This window comes from Planctomycetota bacterium, from assembly GCA_035384565.1.
Taxonomy (GTDB): domain Bacteria; phylum Planctomycetota; class PUPC01; order DSUN01; family DSUN01; genus DAOOIT01.
This window is the reverse complement of record DAOOIT010000026.1, coordinates 63,741-79,889: the sequence shown is the minus strand read 5'-3', so window position 1 is coordinate 79,889 and position 16,149 is coordinate 63,741. Positions and strand designations below refer to the sequence as shown.

Genomic DNA, 16,149 nt, shown 5'->3' with positions numbered 1-16,149 from the left:
GGGCTATCCTATTTCGCTCCTTCGGAGCTCCCGCAGCCACCCACAATTCCGGCCCGCACCCCGGGCGCCCCCACGAGCTTGACACCGCTGCCGCAATGTGATACCCCCATAGGGAAGACCACAGGAGGCCGGCCCGCGGGGCGCAGGCACGTCGTGGCCCCGTCTCACCGCTTCGGGGTGCATCTCATGCGCGAGGACCTGCGGCGACTCGGCGAACTGCCGGGTATCGCCAACGCGATTCTGGCCACCTACCGAGAGCAGAAGACGATCCACCACATCGGCGTCGTGCCCCTGCCGTCGAAGGACGCCACGGTGCGCATCCTCGACCTGCTCTTCGACATCCTCTACCCCGGCTACTTCGGCGAGCAGGGACTCGACGAGTCGAACGTGAGCTTCATCGTCGGGCACAAGCTCAACGACCTCTACGACCTGCTGACGGAGCAGGTCTACCGCGCCATCAAGCACGAATGCCGCCGCCTGGGGAGCGTGTGCACCCACTGCAAGGTGCGGGGCGAGGACCTGGTCATTGATTTCCTGCGGGCGCTGCCGGCGCTGCGCGAGCGGCTGGCCGAGGGCGTGCAGGCCGCCTACGACGGCGACCCCGCGGCCAAGAGCCACGGCGAGGTCATCTTCAGCTACCCCGCCACCGTGGCCATCACCACCTACCGCATCGCCCACCAGCTCACGGAGCTCGGCGTGCCGCTGCTGCCGCGCATCATGACCGAGCACGCCCATTCGCTCACCGGCATAGACATCCATCCGGGGGCGCAGATCGGCCACAGGTTCTTCATTGACCACGGCACCGGCGTCGTGATCGGCGAGACGACGATCATCGGCGACGACTGCAAGATCTACCAGGGCGTGACGCTGGGCGCCATGAGCTTCCCGAAAGACGAGGACGGCCAGCTCATCCGCGGCCGCAAGCGGCACCCCACGCTCGAGGACCGTGTGACCGTGTACGCCGGCGCCACCATCCTGGGCGGCGACACCGTGATCGGCCACGACAGCGTGATCGGCGGCAACGTGTGGCTCACCAAGTCGGTGCCCCCCAACAGCAAGGTGCTCATCGAGAACCCGCGCCTCATCATCCGCGGCGCCCAGCCCTGACCCTCGGAAAGAAGGCTCTTCCGTACCTCGCGATCCTGGTTCGACTGGCCTGGTGCGGGGGAGCCGGTTGCGGTGCACACTTTGGCCTTCGCCGGAGGCACTGACTGCGCCCGCAACCGACACGCGAGCGCCTCTCCCGGACGTTCCAATACGCTCCTACGCTCTGCTCTCCTCCTCGTCCCTACGCTCTGCGGGGGAACGGGCCTCCTGGCCGCTCCGCGGCCTCTTCTCCTCCGAGCGGGAACCTCCCGCGGGTTGCGAACCCGCGGGAGGCTGTTGGATGCGTGAGGGCTGTGGCAAGGGGCTGGCAGGCGCCGCCCGCCCATGCTGTATCAGCCCTGTGAGGGGGAAAGTGATACAGCATGGGTAGATGGGCGGGAATGGGCGATTCTCGAGGCTCCGGCCATACTCGTTCATCTGCGGAATGAGCAAGCATGGGGGCGGGAATGGCCGGAGAGCGTAAGGCGTTGGGGCATAGAGGGTTATGGGGTGGCCCTCGCGGGCGCCGCGGCACCGGCCCCACGCTCCCCGATGGCGGCTACGTCGGGGTCGCCAGACCCTGATGGGCCCGGAAAAAGCCTTTCTTGACACCCTTGCGGCTCTCGGTGTACCATAGGAGCTGGCGGCGGGAGCTCCTCACACAGCCAAGCCTTACTATGCCCCACCAGACGCCCGACTTCCAACTGCTGATCAAGCCTGCCGGCTCGTGGTGCAACCTGCGCTGCCAGTACTGCTTCTACTATGGCAACGACCGCTTCTTCGAACCGCCCGGCGATGCCCGCGGCCGAACCATGTCGCTCGAGACCGTGGACCGCTTGACCGCCGAACTCCTCGGCTATCGCATGAGGCAGACCGTCTTCTGCTGGCAGGGCGGCGAGCCGACGCTGTGCGGGCTGGACTTCTTCAAGAGGGTCGTCGAGGCCGAGAAGCGCCACGGCGTGGACGGCCAGGTGGTGGGCAACGCCCTCCAGACCAACGGCACGCGGCTCGACGCCGAGTGGTGCAAGTTCCTGGCCGAGTATCGCTTCCTGGTCGGCCTGTCGCTCGATGGGCCTCGGAAGCTGCACGAGACCTACCGCGGCAGGACCTTCGACAAGGTGATGCGGGCCGTCCGAACGATGCGCGAATACGGCGTGGAGTTCAACATCCTGTGCGTCGTGAGCCAGGCCAACGTGCGGCACGGGGCCGAGGTGTACGACTGGTTCGTCGCCCATGACTTCAATCAGATCCAGTTCATCCCCGCCCGCGAGATTGGCCCGGACGGCGCCCCCCTGCCCTTCAGCGTGAGCGGGGAGGAGTTCGGCGACTTCCTGCTCGCGGTCTTCGAGCGGTGGTACCCGCGCGACGTCGGGGCGATCAACGAACGGGTCTTCAACAGCGTGCTGTCGTACTTCGCCTGCGGCGAGCCGAACCTGTGCACGTTCCGCGCCCGCTGCGGCGACTACCTGGCCGTCGAGCGCGGCGGGGAGATCTTCCCGTGCGACTTCTACATCCGGCCCGAGCACCAGCTTGGCCGGCTCGGGGAGCGGCCCCTGGCCGAGCTGTTCGTCGCGGCGCGCCAGGGCTTCAGCCAGCTCAAGGGCAAGGTGGATGACGGCTGCCGCGAGTGCGAGTGGTTCACCCTGTGCAATGGCGGCTGCCCGCGCGACCGCGAGCCAGGCGGCCGCAATGCTCACTGCGCGGGGCTCAAGAAGTTCTTTGCCACGGCGGCGCCGCGCCTCAAGGGTGTGGCACGGCAGTTCCGGCGCGTGTGTGGCTACTGAGGCGTCCGTTCCGATCTGGGAGGGGCAACACCAGGAGCCTGAGAAACATGAAGCGAGCTTTGACGCTCATCGCCCTGGCGGCTGCGCTGCTGCTGGGCGGCTGCATGCCCAGCGGCGGATGTTCGGGCGGAACCTGAAGGTCGGAGAACCGCTCACCTAGTCGGGTGAGCCCTCCGCCCGTGCTCGTCGCCCAACTGCCCCGCTGAGCAGTTCGCGGGAAGGACGACTGAGCAGGCCGTACGACCGAACCGGCAGCATCAGCCTGCGCCTGTTCCGTGTTCCGGCGCCGGTGCGTCGGGACCCGCAGGGTGCAGGTCCCAGGGAACCCGTCCATAGGAGGGGCGGCATGCTTCTCGGCAAGCGGATTCGCCTCGAGCGCATCCTCAACCGCAACACGGGCCGCACGGTGATCGTGCCCATGGACCACGGGGTCACCGTGGGCCCCATCCGCGGCCTGGTGGACATGCGCACGATGGTCAACGACGTGACGGAGGGCGGCGCCAACGCCGTCCTCGGCCACATGGGCCTGCCCCTCTACGGCCACCGCCAGAGCGGCAAGGACGTGGGCCTCATCCTCCACCTCTCGGGCTCGACCGTGTGGAGCCCCGACCCCAACGCCAAAGTGCTCGTGAACTCGGTGCCGATGGCGCTCAGGATGGGCGCCGACGCCGTCTCGATCCACGTGAACATCGGGGCGGCCAGCGAGGCCGAGATGCTGCACGACCTGGGCCAGACCTCGGTGGCCTGCATGGAGTGGGGCGTGCCGCTGCTGGCGATGATGTACACGCGGGGCGCGAAGATCAAGAGCGAAAGCGACCCCGAGGCCGTGCGCCACGCGGCGCGCATCGCGGCCGAGTTGGGAGCCGACCTCGTGAAGGTCACCTACACGGGCTCGGCCGCCAGCTTCCGCAAGGTGGTCGAGGGCTGCCCCATCCCCGTGCTCATCGCGGGGGGCGAGAAGGCGGAGAGCGACCGGGACGTTTTCGAGAACGTCCGCGCCGCCCTCGCGGCCGGGGGAGCCGGCGTGTGCATCGGCCGCAACGTGTTCCAGCACGACAAGCCGCTCGCCATGATGCGGGCCATCTGCGCCATGGTGCACAACGACGCCTCGGTGAACGAGGCCGTCCGAATGCTCGCCCCGTCGCGCCAGCGCGCCGGGAGACGCCGATGAAGCCATCCCCTCTCCTCGCACGCATCGGAGCCTGCACGATGGCACTGGCCGCCCTGACGCCGGCGGCGTTCACGGCCGACGCGCCGAAGCCCCGCGCCCAGGTGGGCGCCTACTACTTCGACGGCTGGGCCGGCAGACACCGCCTCGCCGACAAGGAGCCCTGGGCGAAGAACGCCCCGACGCACCTCTCGAAGCGCATGCTCGACGAGTTCGCCGACCGCGAGCCGCTCTGGGGCTGGCGCGACGATTCGCTCGAGATCGTGCAGCGCCAGATAGACCTCGCCGCCGACCACGGCCTCGCCTTCTTCGCCTTCTGCTGGTACTGGCACGACACCCAGAAGGCCGTGGACGACGACGAGAAGCACACGGGCCTGAACTTCTTCGTGAAGGCCCCGAACAACGGGCGGATGAAGTTCTGCCTCCTCGTCGCCAACCACGCGGGCTTCGTCATCAAGGGCGCGGAGAACTGGCGCAAGGCCGCGCAGTTCTGGATGCCCTACCTCAAGCACAAGCAGCACCTCACGGTGGGCGGCAAGCCGCTCGTCATCATCTTCGACGCCCGCGGCGGCGAGAAGGACGGCTTCGCCGCCGTGCAGGATGAGGCCCGCAAGGCCGGCCTGCCCGGCGTGGCCCTTGCCGCCTGCGGCCCGGGCGGCACCGACATCGGTTACACCCACACCACCCGCTACAACATCGTGCCCGGCTACACGGGCGGCGGCGAGGAGCACAAGTTCCAGGAGATCGTCGAGGCCCACGAGCGCGCCTGGGGCGGCCGCCCCGAGCAGCCCTGCATCCCGTGTCTGATCGGGGGGTGGGACTGCCGCCCCTGGGAAGGCCCTGCCGGCGACCTGTTCGGCGGCGGCTCGGGCAAGCTGCCCGGCTGGTACTTCCCCGACCGCACGCCCGAGCAGTTCGCCGCCCACGTGAACCGCGCCATCGAGTGGATGGAGAAACACCCCGAGCAGGCCACCGCCGAGCGGCTGGCCGTGATCTATGCCTGGAACGAGTTCGGTGAGGGAGGCTACATCGCGCCCACCAAGGGCGACCCCGAGGCGAAATACCTGAAGGCCCTCAGGGCAGTCCTGTTCCCGAAGGACCGTTGAGCGCCCCGGAACCGTGGAATACGCCACTATGACCGAGCCGCGTCCCGTCCACGTGCTGGCCCTGGTCTCGGCCCCCGAAATGGGCGCCGGCGTGCTGCGGCACGCCAGCCTGCTCTCGCAGGCGTGCCGTGCGCGGCTCTCGGTGCTCTGCACGCCCGGCACCCCCTACCCATGCACGCCGCATGGGCCCCACGGGCTGCTCTATGTGGTCGGGGCGCCGGGCAGCCTGCGCGCCAAGGCGCAGCGCTTCGCGGCCCATGCGGACGTGGGCCTGATCGTGGCCGACTGGGGCCACGACCCCCGCGAACTCGGGGCCACGCTGCGCATGACGCTCGACCTGCGCGTCCCCGGCGTGTTCCTGCGCGAGAACCCCGCCGAGCCGACCCGCCGCGTGCTGGTCCCCACCACGGGCGGCCCGCACGTCGTCAAGCAACTCTGGATCGCCAACGAGCTGTCCCAGGCACTCAATGTCCCCACACAGCTCCTCCAGATCGTCGCCCGACACGACGTCCAGGAGCAGCGCGAGCACGGCGACGACGCGCTGGCCCATGCGCGGAGGCGTCTCGCCGGAGTGACCGAACCGCTGGAGCTCGTGGTGGCCGACGACGCGGTGGCGGGCATCCGCAGCTACGCGCGCCCCGGCGACCTGATCGTGCTGGGCGCGCCCAACTACTGGCGCGTCGCCCACGAGTTCGAGGGCTCGATCCCCGACCGCGTGGCCCAGGCGGTGCCGAACTCGCTGCTGATGCTGCTCACACCCAAGGCCGCGCACCTGCGGCTTCAGGACATTTTCTGGGAGGAGATGATCCACCTCGGCCTGTCGCCGCGCGACAAGCGCGAGGCCATCGCCCAGCTCGTCGGCGTGCTGGTTGAGCACGGGCAATTGCCGCGCCAGTGGGCCGACGCCGTGCTCGAAACCGCCGTGGCCCGCGAGGGCGTGCTCTCGACGGCGATGGACTGCGAGACGGCGTTCCCGCACGTGGCGCTGCCGGACTTCACCGGCATGATCGGGTGCTTCGGCATCTGCCCCGAGGGCGTGGCGTTCTCGGAGGGCGACGGCCCGCTGACCCGGTTCATCTTCCTGCTCGTCACCCCCGCGCGCGCCTATGGCGAGTATCTCAACGTGCTGGCCATGATCGCGCGGCTGGTGATGGCCCCCGAGACCCGCCAGCGGCTCCTCGCCTGCCGCTCGGCCGCCGAGGTGTCCGCCATCCTCGCCGAAGCCCGGCGATAGCACGCCGCGGCGCGGTCACGAGAAGTCCCACCCCTGGCGGTACTCGCGGCGGATGAAGCGGTCGGCCTCGGGGCAGTTCTTGGCCTTCAGATTCACTCCATCCCATTCGAGCTTCTTGCCCGCCCGGACTGCGACGTTGCCGAGGAGGACGACCTCGGCCAGGTGGCCGCCGTAGAGGGCGAAATCGGACCCCGCCGGCTTGCCCGTGCGGATGGCCTCCAGCCAGTCGAGCTTGTGGTCGTTCTTCGGGGCGCGCGGCAGAAACGGCTCGGGTTGCTTGAACTCCTTCATCTTCGCCTCGGGCACGAGGCGCGGGCTGTTGGTGTCGGCGATCACGATGGTGCCCTTGTCGCCGATCCACATCGAGCTGTTCGAGGGCAGATGGCGATCGGGTTCGAGGTCGGGCGGCCGCGGCGGCAGGTTCTGCACCGGCTTGCCGTCGGGGCCGGGCTTCCGGCCGTCCCACCACTTCACGGTCACAGCGGGCAGTTCGCCTCGCGCGGGGAACTGGTAGGTGATGACCGACCAGTTGGGGCCGGTCTCCTCCGAGTTGCCCTCCTGCTCGGCCTCCACGGTGTCGGGGTGGCCGAGCTTGAGAGCCCACACCGTCGAGTCCCAGAAGTGGCAGCCCATGTCGCCCAGCGCGCCGCAGCCGAAGTCCCACCAGCCGCGCCAGGCGAAGGCGTGCAGGTGGTCGTGATAGTCGCGGTAGGGGGCGGGGCCGATCCAGAGGTCCCACTCCAGCCCCTCGGGCACGGGCTTGGTGGGCGGGCGGGTCTTGATGCCCTGGGGCCAGATGGGGCGATCGGTCCAGATGTGCGCCTGGCGAATGGGGCCGATGGCGCCCGAGAGGGCCCACTCGACGGCGCGGCGCAGGCCCTCGTGGGCGTGGCCCTCGTGGTCGTGGTTGGTGGCGACCTTGTACTTGGCGGCGGCGAGGGCCATCTGGCGGGCCTCCCACACGCTGTGGGCCAGGGGCTTCTCGGTCGAAACGTGCTTGCCCAGCTTCATCGCGAGCATCGAGGCGGGGAAGTGCTGATGGTCGGGCGTCGAGACCATCACGGCGTCAATCTCTTTCAGCTCCTCGAGCATCTTGCGGTAGTCTGCGTAGCTCTTCGCGCCGGGATGGTCCTGCTCGGCGGCGGGCAGGCGCTTGCGGTCCACGTCGCACAGGCCCACGATGGCGCAGCCGGGCAGGCTCTTGAAGTGGTTGCGGTTGCCGTGGCCCATGCCGCCCACGCCCACGATGCCGAGGCCGATGGTGTCGTTGGCGGCGTAGGTGCGGGCGCGGCCGGCGGGCAGCAACGTGAGCGCGGCGGCAGCGCCGGCTGTCTTCAACAACGCGCGGCGGGAAACTTGTCCGGGCATCGGCTTCTCCTCTTGGGGTGAGTTGAGCGTGCAGACAAGATTCTACTATAATGAGGCGTCGGGAGGCAAAACCCAAGGGCAGGAGAATCGGGGCAATGGCCAAACTGAAGGTCGCGTTCATTGGCACGGGCAAGATGCCCGAGAAGCGCGGGCCGATGGGCTACGCGATGGCCTACGAGCACGCCGAAGGCTACCGGAAGCTCGACACGTGCGAAATGGTGGCCTGCGCCGATATCGTGCAGGAGAACGCCAGCGCCTTCGCCGCGAAGTTCGGCATCCAGCGGACCTATCTCAACTACCGCGAGATGCTGGAGAAGGAGCGGCCCGACGTCGTGAGCATCTGCACGTGGCCCAAGCTCCACGCCGAAATGGCCATCGCCTGCGCCCAGGCGGGCGTGCGGCTGTGCAACTGCGAGAAGCCGATGGACATCAGCTTCGGCGGCGCGCGCAAGATGCTCCAGGTGGCCGCCCAGTACGGTATGCATCTGAACTTCAACCACCAGCGCCGCTACGGCAAGCCGTTCCGCGAGACGAAACGCCTGATTGCTTCGGGCGAGATCGGCGCCCTCGTTCGCATGGAGGCGAACACCTGGGACCTCTACGACGGCGGCACCCACTGGGTGGACATGCTCAACTACTTCAACGACGAGGCCCCGCCCAGGTGGGTGATCGGGCAGATTGACGCGCGCCGCGAGGTGCGCGTGTTCGGCGCGCCGGTCGAGAACCAGAGCCTGGTGCTCGTGAAATACGCCAACGGCGTCTTCGGCGTGATCGTGACGGGCGGCGAGTGCGCGCGGGCGCTGGGCGCCTCGTTCCGCCTCCACGGCACGAGCGGCGTCATCGAGATCGCGTGGGACCCCAAGCCCGGGCCGCTCGTGCGCTACTGGAAGCAGGGTTCGCCCGACTGGATTCCCGTGGACTGCGGCGTCGAGCACCTGCACGGCCCCGGCTACATTGACCGCGCGATGGCCGATTCGGTGGCCTGCCTGCTCGCGGGCCGCGAGTGCGAGTTGTGCGCCCGCCACGCAATGAACGCCACGGAGATCATCTTCGCCTGCTACGAATCCAGCCGCCGCCGCGCGCGCATTGACTGCCCGCTCGATATCAGCGATAATCCATTGGACACGATGATCAGCCGCGGCGATGTGCCGTTTGCGCCCGCGAGCTAACAGGAGACGAAGGCGGAGGGGGCTTTCCGGCAGAAAGCTCCCCTCCGCACCGCCCCGCAAAGACCCTTGGATGAGAGGCCCAGCATGAGACGCAGAGAGTTCGTTCAGGCCATCGCAGGCAGCGTTGTCGGCTTCGGTGCCCTGCCCGGCCTTGCGGGCGAAGCACCCGCCGCCAAGCCGTCGGCCACCGACCGCGTGGCGCTCGGCAAGACCCCGGTGCGCCCCACCCGCCTGGGCATCGGCACGGGCACCAATGGCGGGAACACCCAGCGGTCGCTCGGCCCGGAGGGCTTCACGAAGCTCGTGCGCCACGCCTGGGACCGCGGGGTGCGCTACATTGACACCGCCGGCAACTACAACATGCACGCCCTCGTCAAGAAGGCCATCGAGGGCCTGCCGCGCGAGGAACTGGTCATCCTCACCAAGGTGTGGCTCAGCCAGGGCCTCGACGTGCCCAAGACCCTCGAGCGCTTCCGCGAGGAACTGGGCACGGACTACTTCGACGTCGTGCTGCTCCACTGCGTGATGAAGCCCACGTGGCCCGAGGACCTCAAGAAGCACCGCGACGACCTGTCGGCGGCGAAGGAGAAGGGCCTGGTCCGCGCCGTCGGCGTCTCCACCCACGGCATGCCCGGCCTCACGCAGGTCGCGGGCTGCGAATGGGTGGAGGTGGCGCTGCTGCGCATGAACCACAACGGCGCCCACATGGACGGCCCGACCGGCAAGTGGGCAGAGAAGGTGGACCACGAGGCCGCCGTGGCCGAGATCAAGAAGGTCAAGGCCGCCGGCAAGGGCGTGCTGGGCATGAAGCTCGTGGGCAACGGCGACTTCACGAACGCCGAAGACCGGCAGAAGGCCGTGCAGTTCGTCTTCGGCCACAAGCTCGCCGACGCCGTCACCATCGGCTGCAAGAGCCCCGCCGAAGTGGACGAGGCGCTCGACAACATCACCCGCGCACTGAATGCGTAGGGAAGAGCGAACGCGGCGGCGGGGGGCTTTCCGGCAGAAAGCCCCCCGCCGCACCTCCCCGCAAAGACTCTCACATTCCGGCTGCGGCTACTTGGTGCCCTGGAACAGCTCGGTGCCGGCTCCCTCGTAGATGCGGCGCTTGGAGGGCGGCGTGGGCTTCTTGACGGCCGGCCAACGGCCCGCCTGCGGCTCGGCGCCGGCCCGCGCCTCAGCGACCGGCTCGCTGTCGCCCATCACGGGCTGGCGGCGGACGTCCCGCCCCGCGACGTTCGCGCTGAACTCGATCGGGATGCCGTTCGGGTCGAAGGCGTAGATCGAGTGGATGAAGCCGTGGTCAATCATGTCCGAGCACTCGAAGCCGGCCGCGTCCAGCTTGTCCTTCAGCGCCCAGAGGTCCTCGTCGCTCTCCATCCCGAACGACACGTGGTCGAACACGAACGGCCCTTTGACCGGCTCGCCGTGTTCTTTGGGCTTCACGGGCTTGACGCCTTCCCACTCGAAGAACGCGATGAGATCGGTGGGGCTGATCTCGAAGAAGTAGTGGCGATAGCCTGGCTCGCCCAGGCCGGCCACCAGGCGCATCCCCAGCAGATCCCGCCAGAAGCGGATGGTCGTGTCCAGGTCCCCCGTCGCCATCGCCAGATGATTGATGCCGTTGAACCGCATTCGCGTCCTCCTTTCGCCTTGGGCTGAGACCGCTTGACGCCACGCATCGACTTTACCTCACCCGGCGCGCGGGTGCAAGGGTCTTGCACTCCGGGAGGCACGGGCGTATCATCGGCCATATATGCAATGGAGAGCTGCCACGGTGATCCCGTACTCCAGCATTCTGGTCTCGGCCACTCTCCTAGTCGTGGGGATAGGCTGGTGCGCCTACGTCGTCCGCCGCCTGCCGAGCGACCTGGCCGAACTGCGGGAACAGTGGGCGACGCTGCGGACGAGCCGAACCTCGGAAGTTGACAGGAGGTTCGAGACCACTTCCGCGCTGCGGCGGCATCAGAAGCAATGTGCTGCCGACTTCTGGAGCACCCTGGCCGTCCAGGTCTGCTTCTTCTGGCCCGTCACCCTACTGGTGATCGCCCTGTTCCTCGCGCCGGCGCTCTGGCACCTCGCATCCCGGATACTGGGCGCCGTCAGGTAGCCGGAGGAGGCACCAGGCGTTGCTTACGCCAGCAGGGGCTTGAGCACGTGGGCAGGAGACCCCGTGGGCAGAATGGACAGGGTGGAAAGGATGGACATTGCGGACGGAGCGGTAACGGATTGACAGTCATCTGTCCATCCGGTCCATCGTGTCCATTCTGCCCACCGCACCGGCCGCCGACACGCTACAGCAGCTTGGTCTGCCCCGGGATGTAGACGGGGTAGGAGCCGGTGGGGCCTGGCTTGGTGGGGGGCTCCATGTCGTTCTTGCAGTCCTCGGGCTTGGGCGGATAGAAGAAGTCGCTCTTGACCACTTCGTCCCACTTGACCTCTTTGCCCGTGTAGCAGCTTATCTGGCCCATGATGGTGACGAGGGTGCTGCGGGCCATGTGGTAGCCGCTGGAGATGGGCTCGCCCTTGCGGATGGCGCCGAAGAGGGCCTTGTGTTCCTCGACGTAGGGGCTGGGCTTGGGGCCGGCGTAGCGCCATTTGGTCTCGCCGTCAATGGTGCAAGCCAGGAGATTGGCGCGGCCCTTGGTGCCGAGGAGGAGGCTGGAGACCTCGTTGTAGCAGCCGGTGGTGGTGCGGCAGAAGGCGTAGATGCGTACGCCGCTGGGATAGACGTAGACGACGCTGTGGTGGTCGAAGACGTCGCCGTAGATTTCGTCGGTCATCGAGGAGCGGCCGCCCAGGCCGTGACAGGCGGCGGGGGGGACCTCCTTCATCGCCCACAGCGAGCGGTCAATGTTGTGGACGAGGGACTGGGGGACGTCGTCGCCGCTGAGCCAGGTGAAGTGGTACTGGTTGGAGCACTGGTATTGGACTTCGGTGAGGCCCGGCGCGCGGCGGTAGAGGCCGTAGGGGCCGCGGAGGAAGTTCTCTTCGATGGCCACGATGTCGCCGATGGCGCCGTCGTGGATGCGTTGCATCGTCTCCTTGTAGCCGGGCTCGAAGCGGCTCTGGAGGCCGGAGACAACGCACAGCTTCTTCTCAGCGGCGAGCTTGAGGGCGGCCTCGAGCATCTTGATGCCGTAGGGGTCAATGGCGTGGGGCTTCTCGACGAAGACGTGCTTGCCCGCCTCGATGGCCGCCTTGGTGTGGAGGGGATGGAACTTCGCCGCGTTGGCGATGCACACGGCGTCAACGTGCTTGAGGACCTCCTTGTAGCCGTCGAAGCCGTCGAAGCAGCGGTCGTCGGGCACCTCCACCTGCTCGGGCTTCTGCTTCTTGAGGTGGTTGCGGGCGTTCCTCGCTCGGTCCATGAACATGTCGCACACGGCCACGAGTTTGACGCCCGGGTCGGCGTTCATCGCGTCCATGGCGGCGCCGGTGCAGCGGCCGCCCGCGCCGATCATGCCGATCTTGATGGTGTCGTTGCCCTGGGCGTAGGCGCCCACGGGGGCGGCCAGGCCGGCCAGGGCCGCGCCCGAGGCCGTGACGGCTGAGGTCTTGAGGAAATCACGCCGCGAAGCCCGCTTGCTCGTAGAGGCCGCTCGCATCCCGACACCTCGCTTTCTGTGGCGGAGGTCCCGCGTGCAGGTATGCACGCCTCACCGGGTGACGCCCGCGGAGACGAGTATAGGCTTCGCCCGCCCCGTGTCAAGCGAGCGTGCCAACAGAGCGGGGAGGGGCCGCCTCGTCGGGCCGCCCCTCCCCCATTGCGTCCGCCACCCTGTTGCTCAAGGGCGAAGGCTATTCGTCTGCCTTCTCCTTCTTGAGCGGGGTGGTCCAGAAGTAGACCTTGTGCTCCACCCCATCCTCGCCTTGCACGGTCGCCACGACGTCGGGCTTCACGCCCCTCATGTCGAAGTCGTGCGACACGATGCGGCAGCCGGGCTTCATCTTCTCGAGCTGCGGGATCAGCTTGACGTTCAGGCTCGGCAGCAGGTAGAGCGTGATCACGCTCGCCTGGCTCAGGTCCAGGGTGAACACGTCCTTCTCCTCGATGGTCACGAGGTTCTCGACGTTGTTCTTCTTGACGTTTTCGAGCGACTCCTTGACGCGCACGGGGTCAATGTCGTAGCCCGTGGCCTTGCATCCGGCCTTCTTGGCGGCGGCGATGACGATGCGGCCGTCGCCGCAGCCCAGGTCGTACACGATGTCGTCCTTCTTCACGTCGGCCAGCCGCAGCATGATCTCGACCACCTCGTGCGGGGTGGGCACGAAATGGATGTCCGGCTTGCGCGCGGGCTTCTTCTCTTCCTCGGCGGCCCAGGCGGCCGCGACACACAACACGCCGGCGAGCAGCGCCGCCAGCACCCTCGTCCAACGCCACTGGCTCATGGGTCCCATTCCTTTCGCTCAGACGCTCTGCGGCGGGGCGGAGGACACTCCCCGGCCCGGGCCGCAGTCGGGGTTCGCTATTCCTTTTCCTTCTTCAGCGGGGTGGTCCACAGGTAGACCTTGCGCTCGTTGCCGTCCTTGCAGGTCACCGTGGCAATCACATCGGGCTTCACGCCGGCCATGTCGAACGCGTGGGAGACGATGCGGCAGCCGGGCTTCATCTTCTCGAGCTGCGGGATCAGCTTGACATTGAGGCTCGGCAGCAGGTAAAGCGTGATGACGCTGGCCTTGCTGAGGTCCAGGGTGAAGATGTCCTTCTCCTCGATCGTCACGAGGTCCTCGACCTTGTTGGTCTTGACGTTCTCGAGGGACTCCTTGACGCGCACGGGGTCAATGTCGTAGCCGGCGGCCTTGCACCCCGCCTTCTTGGCGGCGGCGACCACGATGCGGCCGTCCCCGCAGCCCAGGTCCATCACGAAATCATCCTTCTTCACGTCGGCCAGGCGCAGCATCACCTCGACCACCTCGTGCGGGGTGGGCACGAAGATCACGTCGGGCTTGCGCTCGGGCTTCTTCTCCTCTTCGGCGGCCCAGCCCGCGGAGCCCAGGGCCACGGCCAGGGCCAGAGCCACCAGCACCCTCATCCAACGCCACTGACTCATGACAGCCACTCCTTTCGCACGAAGCACGTCGGCGATCCCGGGGCGCCCCGGGAGGTCACCGCAGGAACCCGGGTCACGACCCGCGGGCCGTCCCGCTGCCCGGCCCGCCGCTGAGCAGATACAGCGGCACTCCGACGGCCAGCGGCACCAGGCCGAAGAGCGACACCTGCTCGGCATATGTGACGCTTGAGTAGAGCATGTAGCCGCACGTCAGGCAGAATACGATCGGGAAGACCGGGAAGAGCGGCACGCGGAAGGGCCGCTCCACAGCACGGTCGCGCAGCCGCAACACGATCACCGACACGCCGCTGAGCAGGAAGAAGAGCCAGAAGACCGGCGCCGTGCCGGCCACCAGCGTGTCGAAGCCGCCGAAGTACTTCTCCCACGGCACCTTGCCGGCGCCGAGGGCCGAGAGGGCCTGGTCGAAGGCATTCCGGCCCGCCTCGGTGCCCACGGCCAGGATCATCAGGATGGTGACCGCGCCCTGGGTGATGAGCGCCCACACCGGCGCGCCCGAGCGGCGGTGCCAGCGGCCCAGCGCCGCGAAGAGCCGATAGTCGGCCCCCACGGCCGCATGGACGCGCGAGCCCGTGAGGATCACGCCGTTGAGCGCGCCCAGGGCCGAGAGAATCACGAGCAGGCACATGCCCTTGCTGCCCCACTCGCCGAGCATCGGCTTCAACACGTCGGCCGCGGGCACCCACGTGTTGCGGATGCCGTCGAAGCCCAGCCCCGCCAGGTAGGCCAGGTTCACGAGCAGGTAGATCACGGTGATGGCCACCGTGCCCAGGAGCAGCGCGCGCGGCAGGTTGCGGCGCGGCTCGCGCACCTCGGCCGCCACCAGGGCCGAATCGTTCCACCCGCCGTAGGCGTAGAGGATGAGGATCATGGCGAACCCGAAGTCGGGGTTCTTCACGGGATGGCCGATGGTGAAGGCGCCGCCCTTGCCCCACAGGAAGCCGGCCACCAGGATTCCCAGCAGCCCCAGCACCTTGGCGGCCGTGAGCACGTTCTGCGCGCCCTTGCCGAACATCACGCCGAGCAGATTGATGAGCGTGAGCACGACCACCGCGCCCAGAGCGAACCACACGGCCTGGCTCTTCAGGTCGGCATCCGAGCCGCCGAACAGCCGCACCGCATAGTCGGCGAACACGTAGGCCAGCGCGCCCATGCTGCCCGTCTGGATCGCCGAGAGGCGCCCCCAGCCGAAGAGGAAGCCGGCCGCCGGGTGATAGGCCCGCGTGAGATAGGCGTAGTCGCCGCCCATCTTCGGGTAGGCCGTGGCCAGCTCGGCGTAGCACAGCGCCCCGATGAGCGACAACGCGCCCCCCAGCAGCCACGCCGCCAGCCCCACCCACGGGCCGCTCACGTTGCTGAAGATCAGCCCCGGCACCTTGAAGATTGACACGCCGATCACGATGCCCACGATGATGCTGATGCAGTCCCAGAGGCCGATGCGCGCCTCCGCGCCGCCCCCCTGGGTCGCCGACCCTGCAACATGCCTCGGGGCAGGTCCCGCCGCCGACGGTCCTGTGCTCATGCTCTCTTCCCGGGGGCTGATGAAAGGCCCAGACGCCACACCTAGGAAACTGTCTCAGAACCCACGCGGGCTGCGTTGCGGGCGTTGCCGCGCGTCGTCAATGATGCTCTCTGCTGCATCACCTCCCCCGTGCTCCTCGCCCGGGGGCGGAATCGCTGGCGTCGCAGTCCCCTGCCGGTTCTCAGGCAGTTTCTAAGGCAACAAGGTGTCGCATGATACGCCGAAGCCGCCCAAAGTCAAGTGGCTCGGCGGAATCGCAGCGGAGTCGAGTGCGGCCCTCGATCCCGGCGCCGGCGCCCCCACTCGCCCACGTTGTCTTGGGAACCAGACACGGCGCCGCCATACCTGCTCAGTTCTCCCGCCGCCGAGAGATGAGCAAGTATGGCGCTTTGGCGATCCGGGCGGCTCTACGGCCTTCCCGCCCATACTTGCTCAATTCTCTCCCCCTCGGGGTTGAGCAAGTATGGCGCTCGGGCGCTCCGAGGGCCGTCATGGCCGTTCCTGCCCATCGGCGTCCTTTCTTGCTCTCGCGGCGTGATATAAGCGGGCAACAGGCAGGGTTGGGACGCCTTCACGGCGAGGGCGGCCAGGTCTGGGGGCCGCGCCGGGCCGGCGATCTTGTGGCCGAGTGACCCGGGCG

General features: G+C 68.1%; 14 protein-coding genes. 8 read left to right on the top strand and 6 right to left on the bottom strand.

From position 1 onward, the window contains the following. The first annotated feature begins 186 nt into the window (after positions 1–186). From PLE19_11525 to PLE19_11505, 5 genes are all read left to right on the top strand, one after another. Positions 187–1,107 (top strand): serine acetyltransferase, encoded by a 921-nt coding sequence (locus PLE19_11525; protein HPD15576.1) that lies wholly within the window; start codon positions 187–189, stop codon positions 1,105–1,107. Positions 1,108–1,763: 656 nt separating this feature from the next. Continuing rightward, positions 1,764–2,870 (top strand): anaerobic sulfatase maturase, encoded by a 1,107-nt coding sequence (locus PLE19_11520; GenBank protein ID HPD15575.1) that lies wholly within the window; start codon positions 1,764–1,766, stop codon positions 2,868–2,870. Positions 2,871–3,216: 346 nt separating this feature from the next. Beyond that, positions 3,217–4,041: a 2-amino-3,7-dideoxy-D-threo-hept-6-ulosonate synthase gene (locus PLE19_11515; protein ID HPD15574.1), complete on the top strand. Its 825-nt coding sequence runs from the start codon at positions 3,217–3,219 to the stop codon at positions 4,039–4,041. Further along, complete coding sequence (locus tag PLE19_11510; protein HPD15573.1) at positions 4,038–5,144, top strand: glycoside hydrolase family 99-like domain-containing protein; 1,107 nt, start codon at positions 4,038–4,040, stop codon at positions 5,142–5,144. Before PLE19_11515 ends, PLE19_11510 begins: the two co-directional genes overlap by 4 nt. Positions 5,145–5,172: 28 nt before the next feature. Beyond that, on the top strand, positions 5,173–6,378 hold the full coding sequence (locus tag PLE19_11505) for a PTS sugar transporter subunit IIA (protein HPD15572.1): 1,206 nt from the start codon (positions 5,173–5,175) through the stop codon (positions 6,376–6,378). Positions 6,379–6,393: 15 nt separating this feature from the next. Here PLE19_11505 and PLE19_11500 read toward each other — a convergent pair whose 3' ends face one another. Next, positions 6,394–7,746, bottom strand: coding sequence for a Gfo/Idh/MocA family oxidoreductase (locus tag PLE19_11500; protein HPD15571.1), 1,353 nt, complete (start codon positions 7,744–7,746; stop codon positions 6,394–6,396). Between the two features lie 95 nt (positions 7,747–7,841). Here PLE19_11500 and PLE19_11495 point away from each other — a divergent pair, with 95 nt between their 5' ends. Next, on the top strand, positions 7,842–8,915 hold the full coding sequence (locus PLE19_11495) for a Gfo/Idh/MocA family oxidoreductase (protein HPD15570.1): 1,074 nt from the start codon (positions 7,842–7,844) through the stop codon (positions 8,913–8,915). A gap of 84 nt (positions 8,916–8,999) precedes the next feature. Next, the gene (locus PLE19_11490; protein ID HPD15569.1) at positions 9,000–9,884 is read left to right on the top strand and encodes an aldo/keto reductase; all 885 of its coding nucleotides are present in this window, start codon (positions 9,000–9,002) and stop codon (positions 9,882–9,884) included. Between the two features lie 87 nt (positions 9,885–9,971). Here the strand turns inward: PLE19_11490 and PLE19_11485 are convergent, their stop codons facing one another. Further along, a complete protein-coding gene (locus PLE19_11485; protein ID HPD15568.1) occupies positions 9,972–10,550 on the bottom strand; it encodes a VOC family protein in 579 nt (192 codons plus the stop codon). 142 nt (positions 10,551–10,692) lie between these two features. On the opposite strand from PLE19_11485, the gene PLE19_11480 reads away from it, so the two are divergent. Continuing rightward, positions 10,693–11,025 carry a hypothetical protein gene (locus PLE19_11480; GenBank protein ID HPD15567.1) on the top strand — a complete coding sequence of 111 codons (333 nt, stop codon included), beginning with the start codon at positions 10,693–10,695 and terminating at the stop codon, positions 11,023–11,025. A gap of 184 nt (positions 11,026–11,209) precedes the next feature. On the opposite strand, the gene PLE19_11475 is transcribed toward PLE19_11480, so the two are convergent. The 4 genes from PLE19_11475 to PLE19_11460 form a co-directional block, all read right to left on the bottom strand. Next, complete coding sequence (locus PLE19_11475; protein HPD15566.1) at positions 11,210–12,523, bottom strand: Gfo/Idh/MocA family oxidoreductase; 1,314 nt, start codon at positions 12,521–12,523, stop codon at positions 11,210–11,212. A gap of 193 nt (positions 12,524–12,716) precedes the next feature. Then, positions 12,717–13,307, bottom strand: a complete 591-nt coding sequence (locus PLE19_11470) for a 50S ribosomal protein L11 methyltransferase (protein ID HPD15565.1) — start codon at positions 13,305–13,307, stop codon at positions 12,717–12,719. Between the two features lie 77 nt (positions 13,308–13,384). Beyond that, a complete protein-coding gene (locus PLE19_11465; protein ID HPD15564.1) occupies positions 13,385–13,969 on the bottom strand; it encodes a 50S ribosomal protein L11 methyltransferase in 585 nt (194 codons plus the stop codon). Between the two features lie 73 nt (positions 13,970–14,042). Further along, positions 14,043–15,509, bottom strand: a complete 1,467-nt coding sequence (locus PLE19_11460; GenBank protein HPD15563.1) for an amino acid permease — start codon at positions 15,507–15,509, stop codon at positions 14,043–14,045. Between the last annotated feature and the right edge of the window lie 640 nt (positions 15,510–16,149).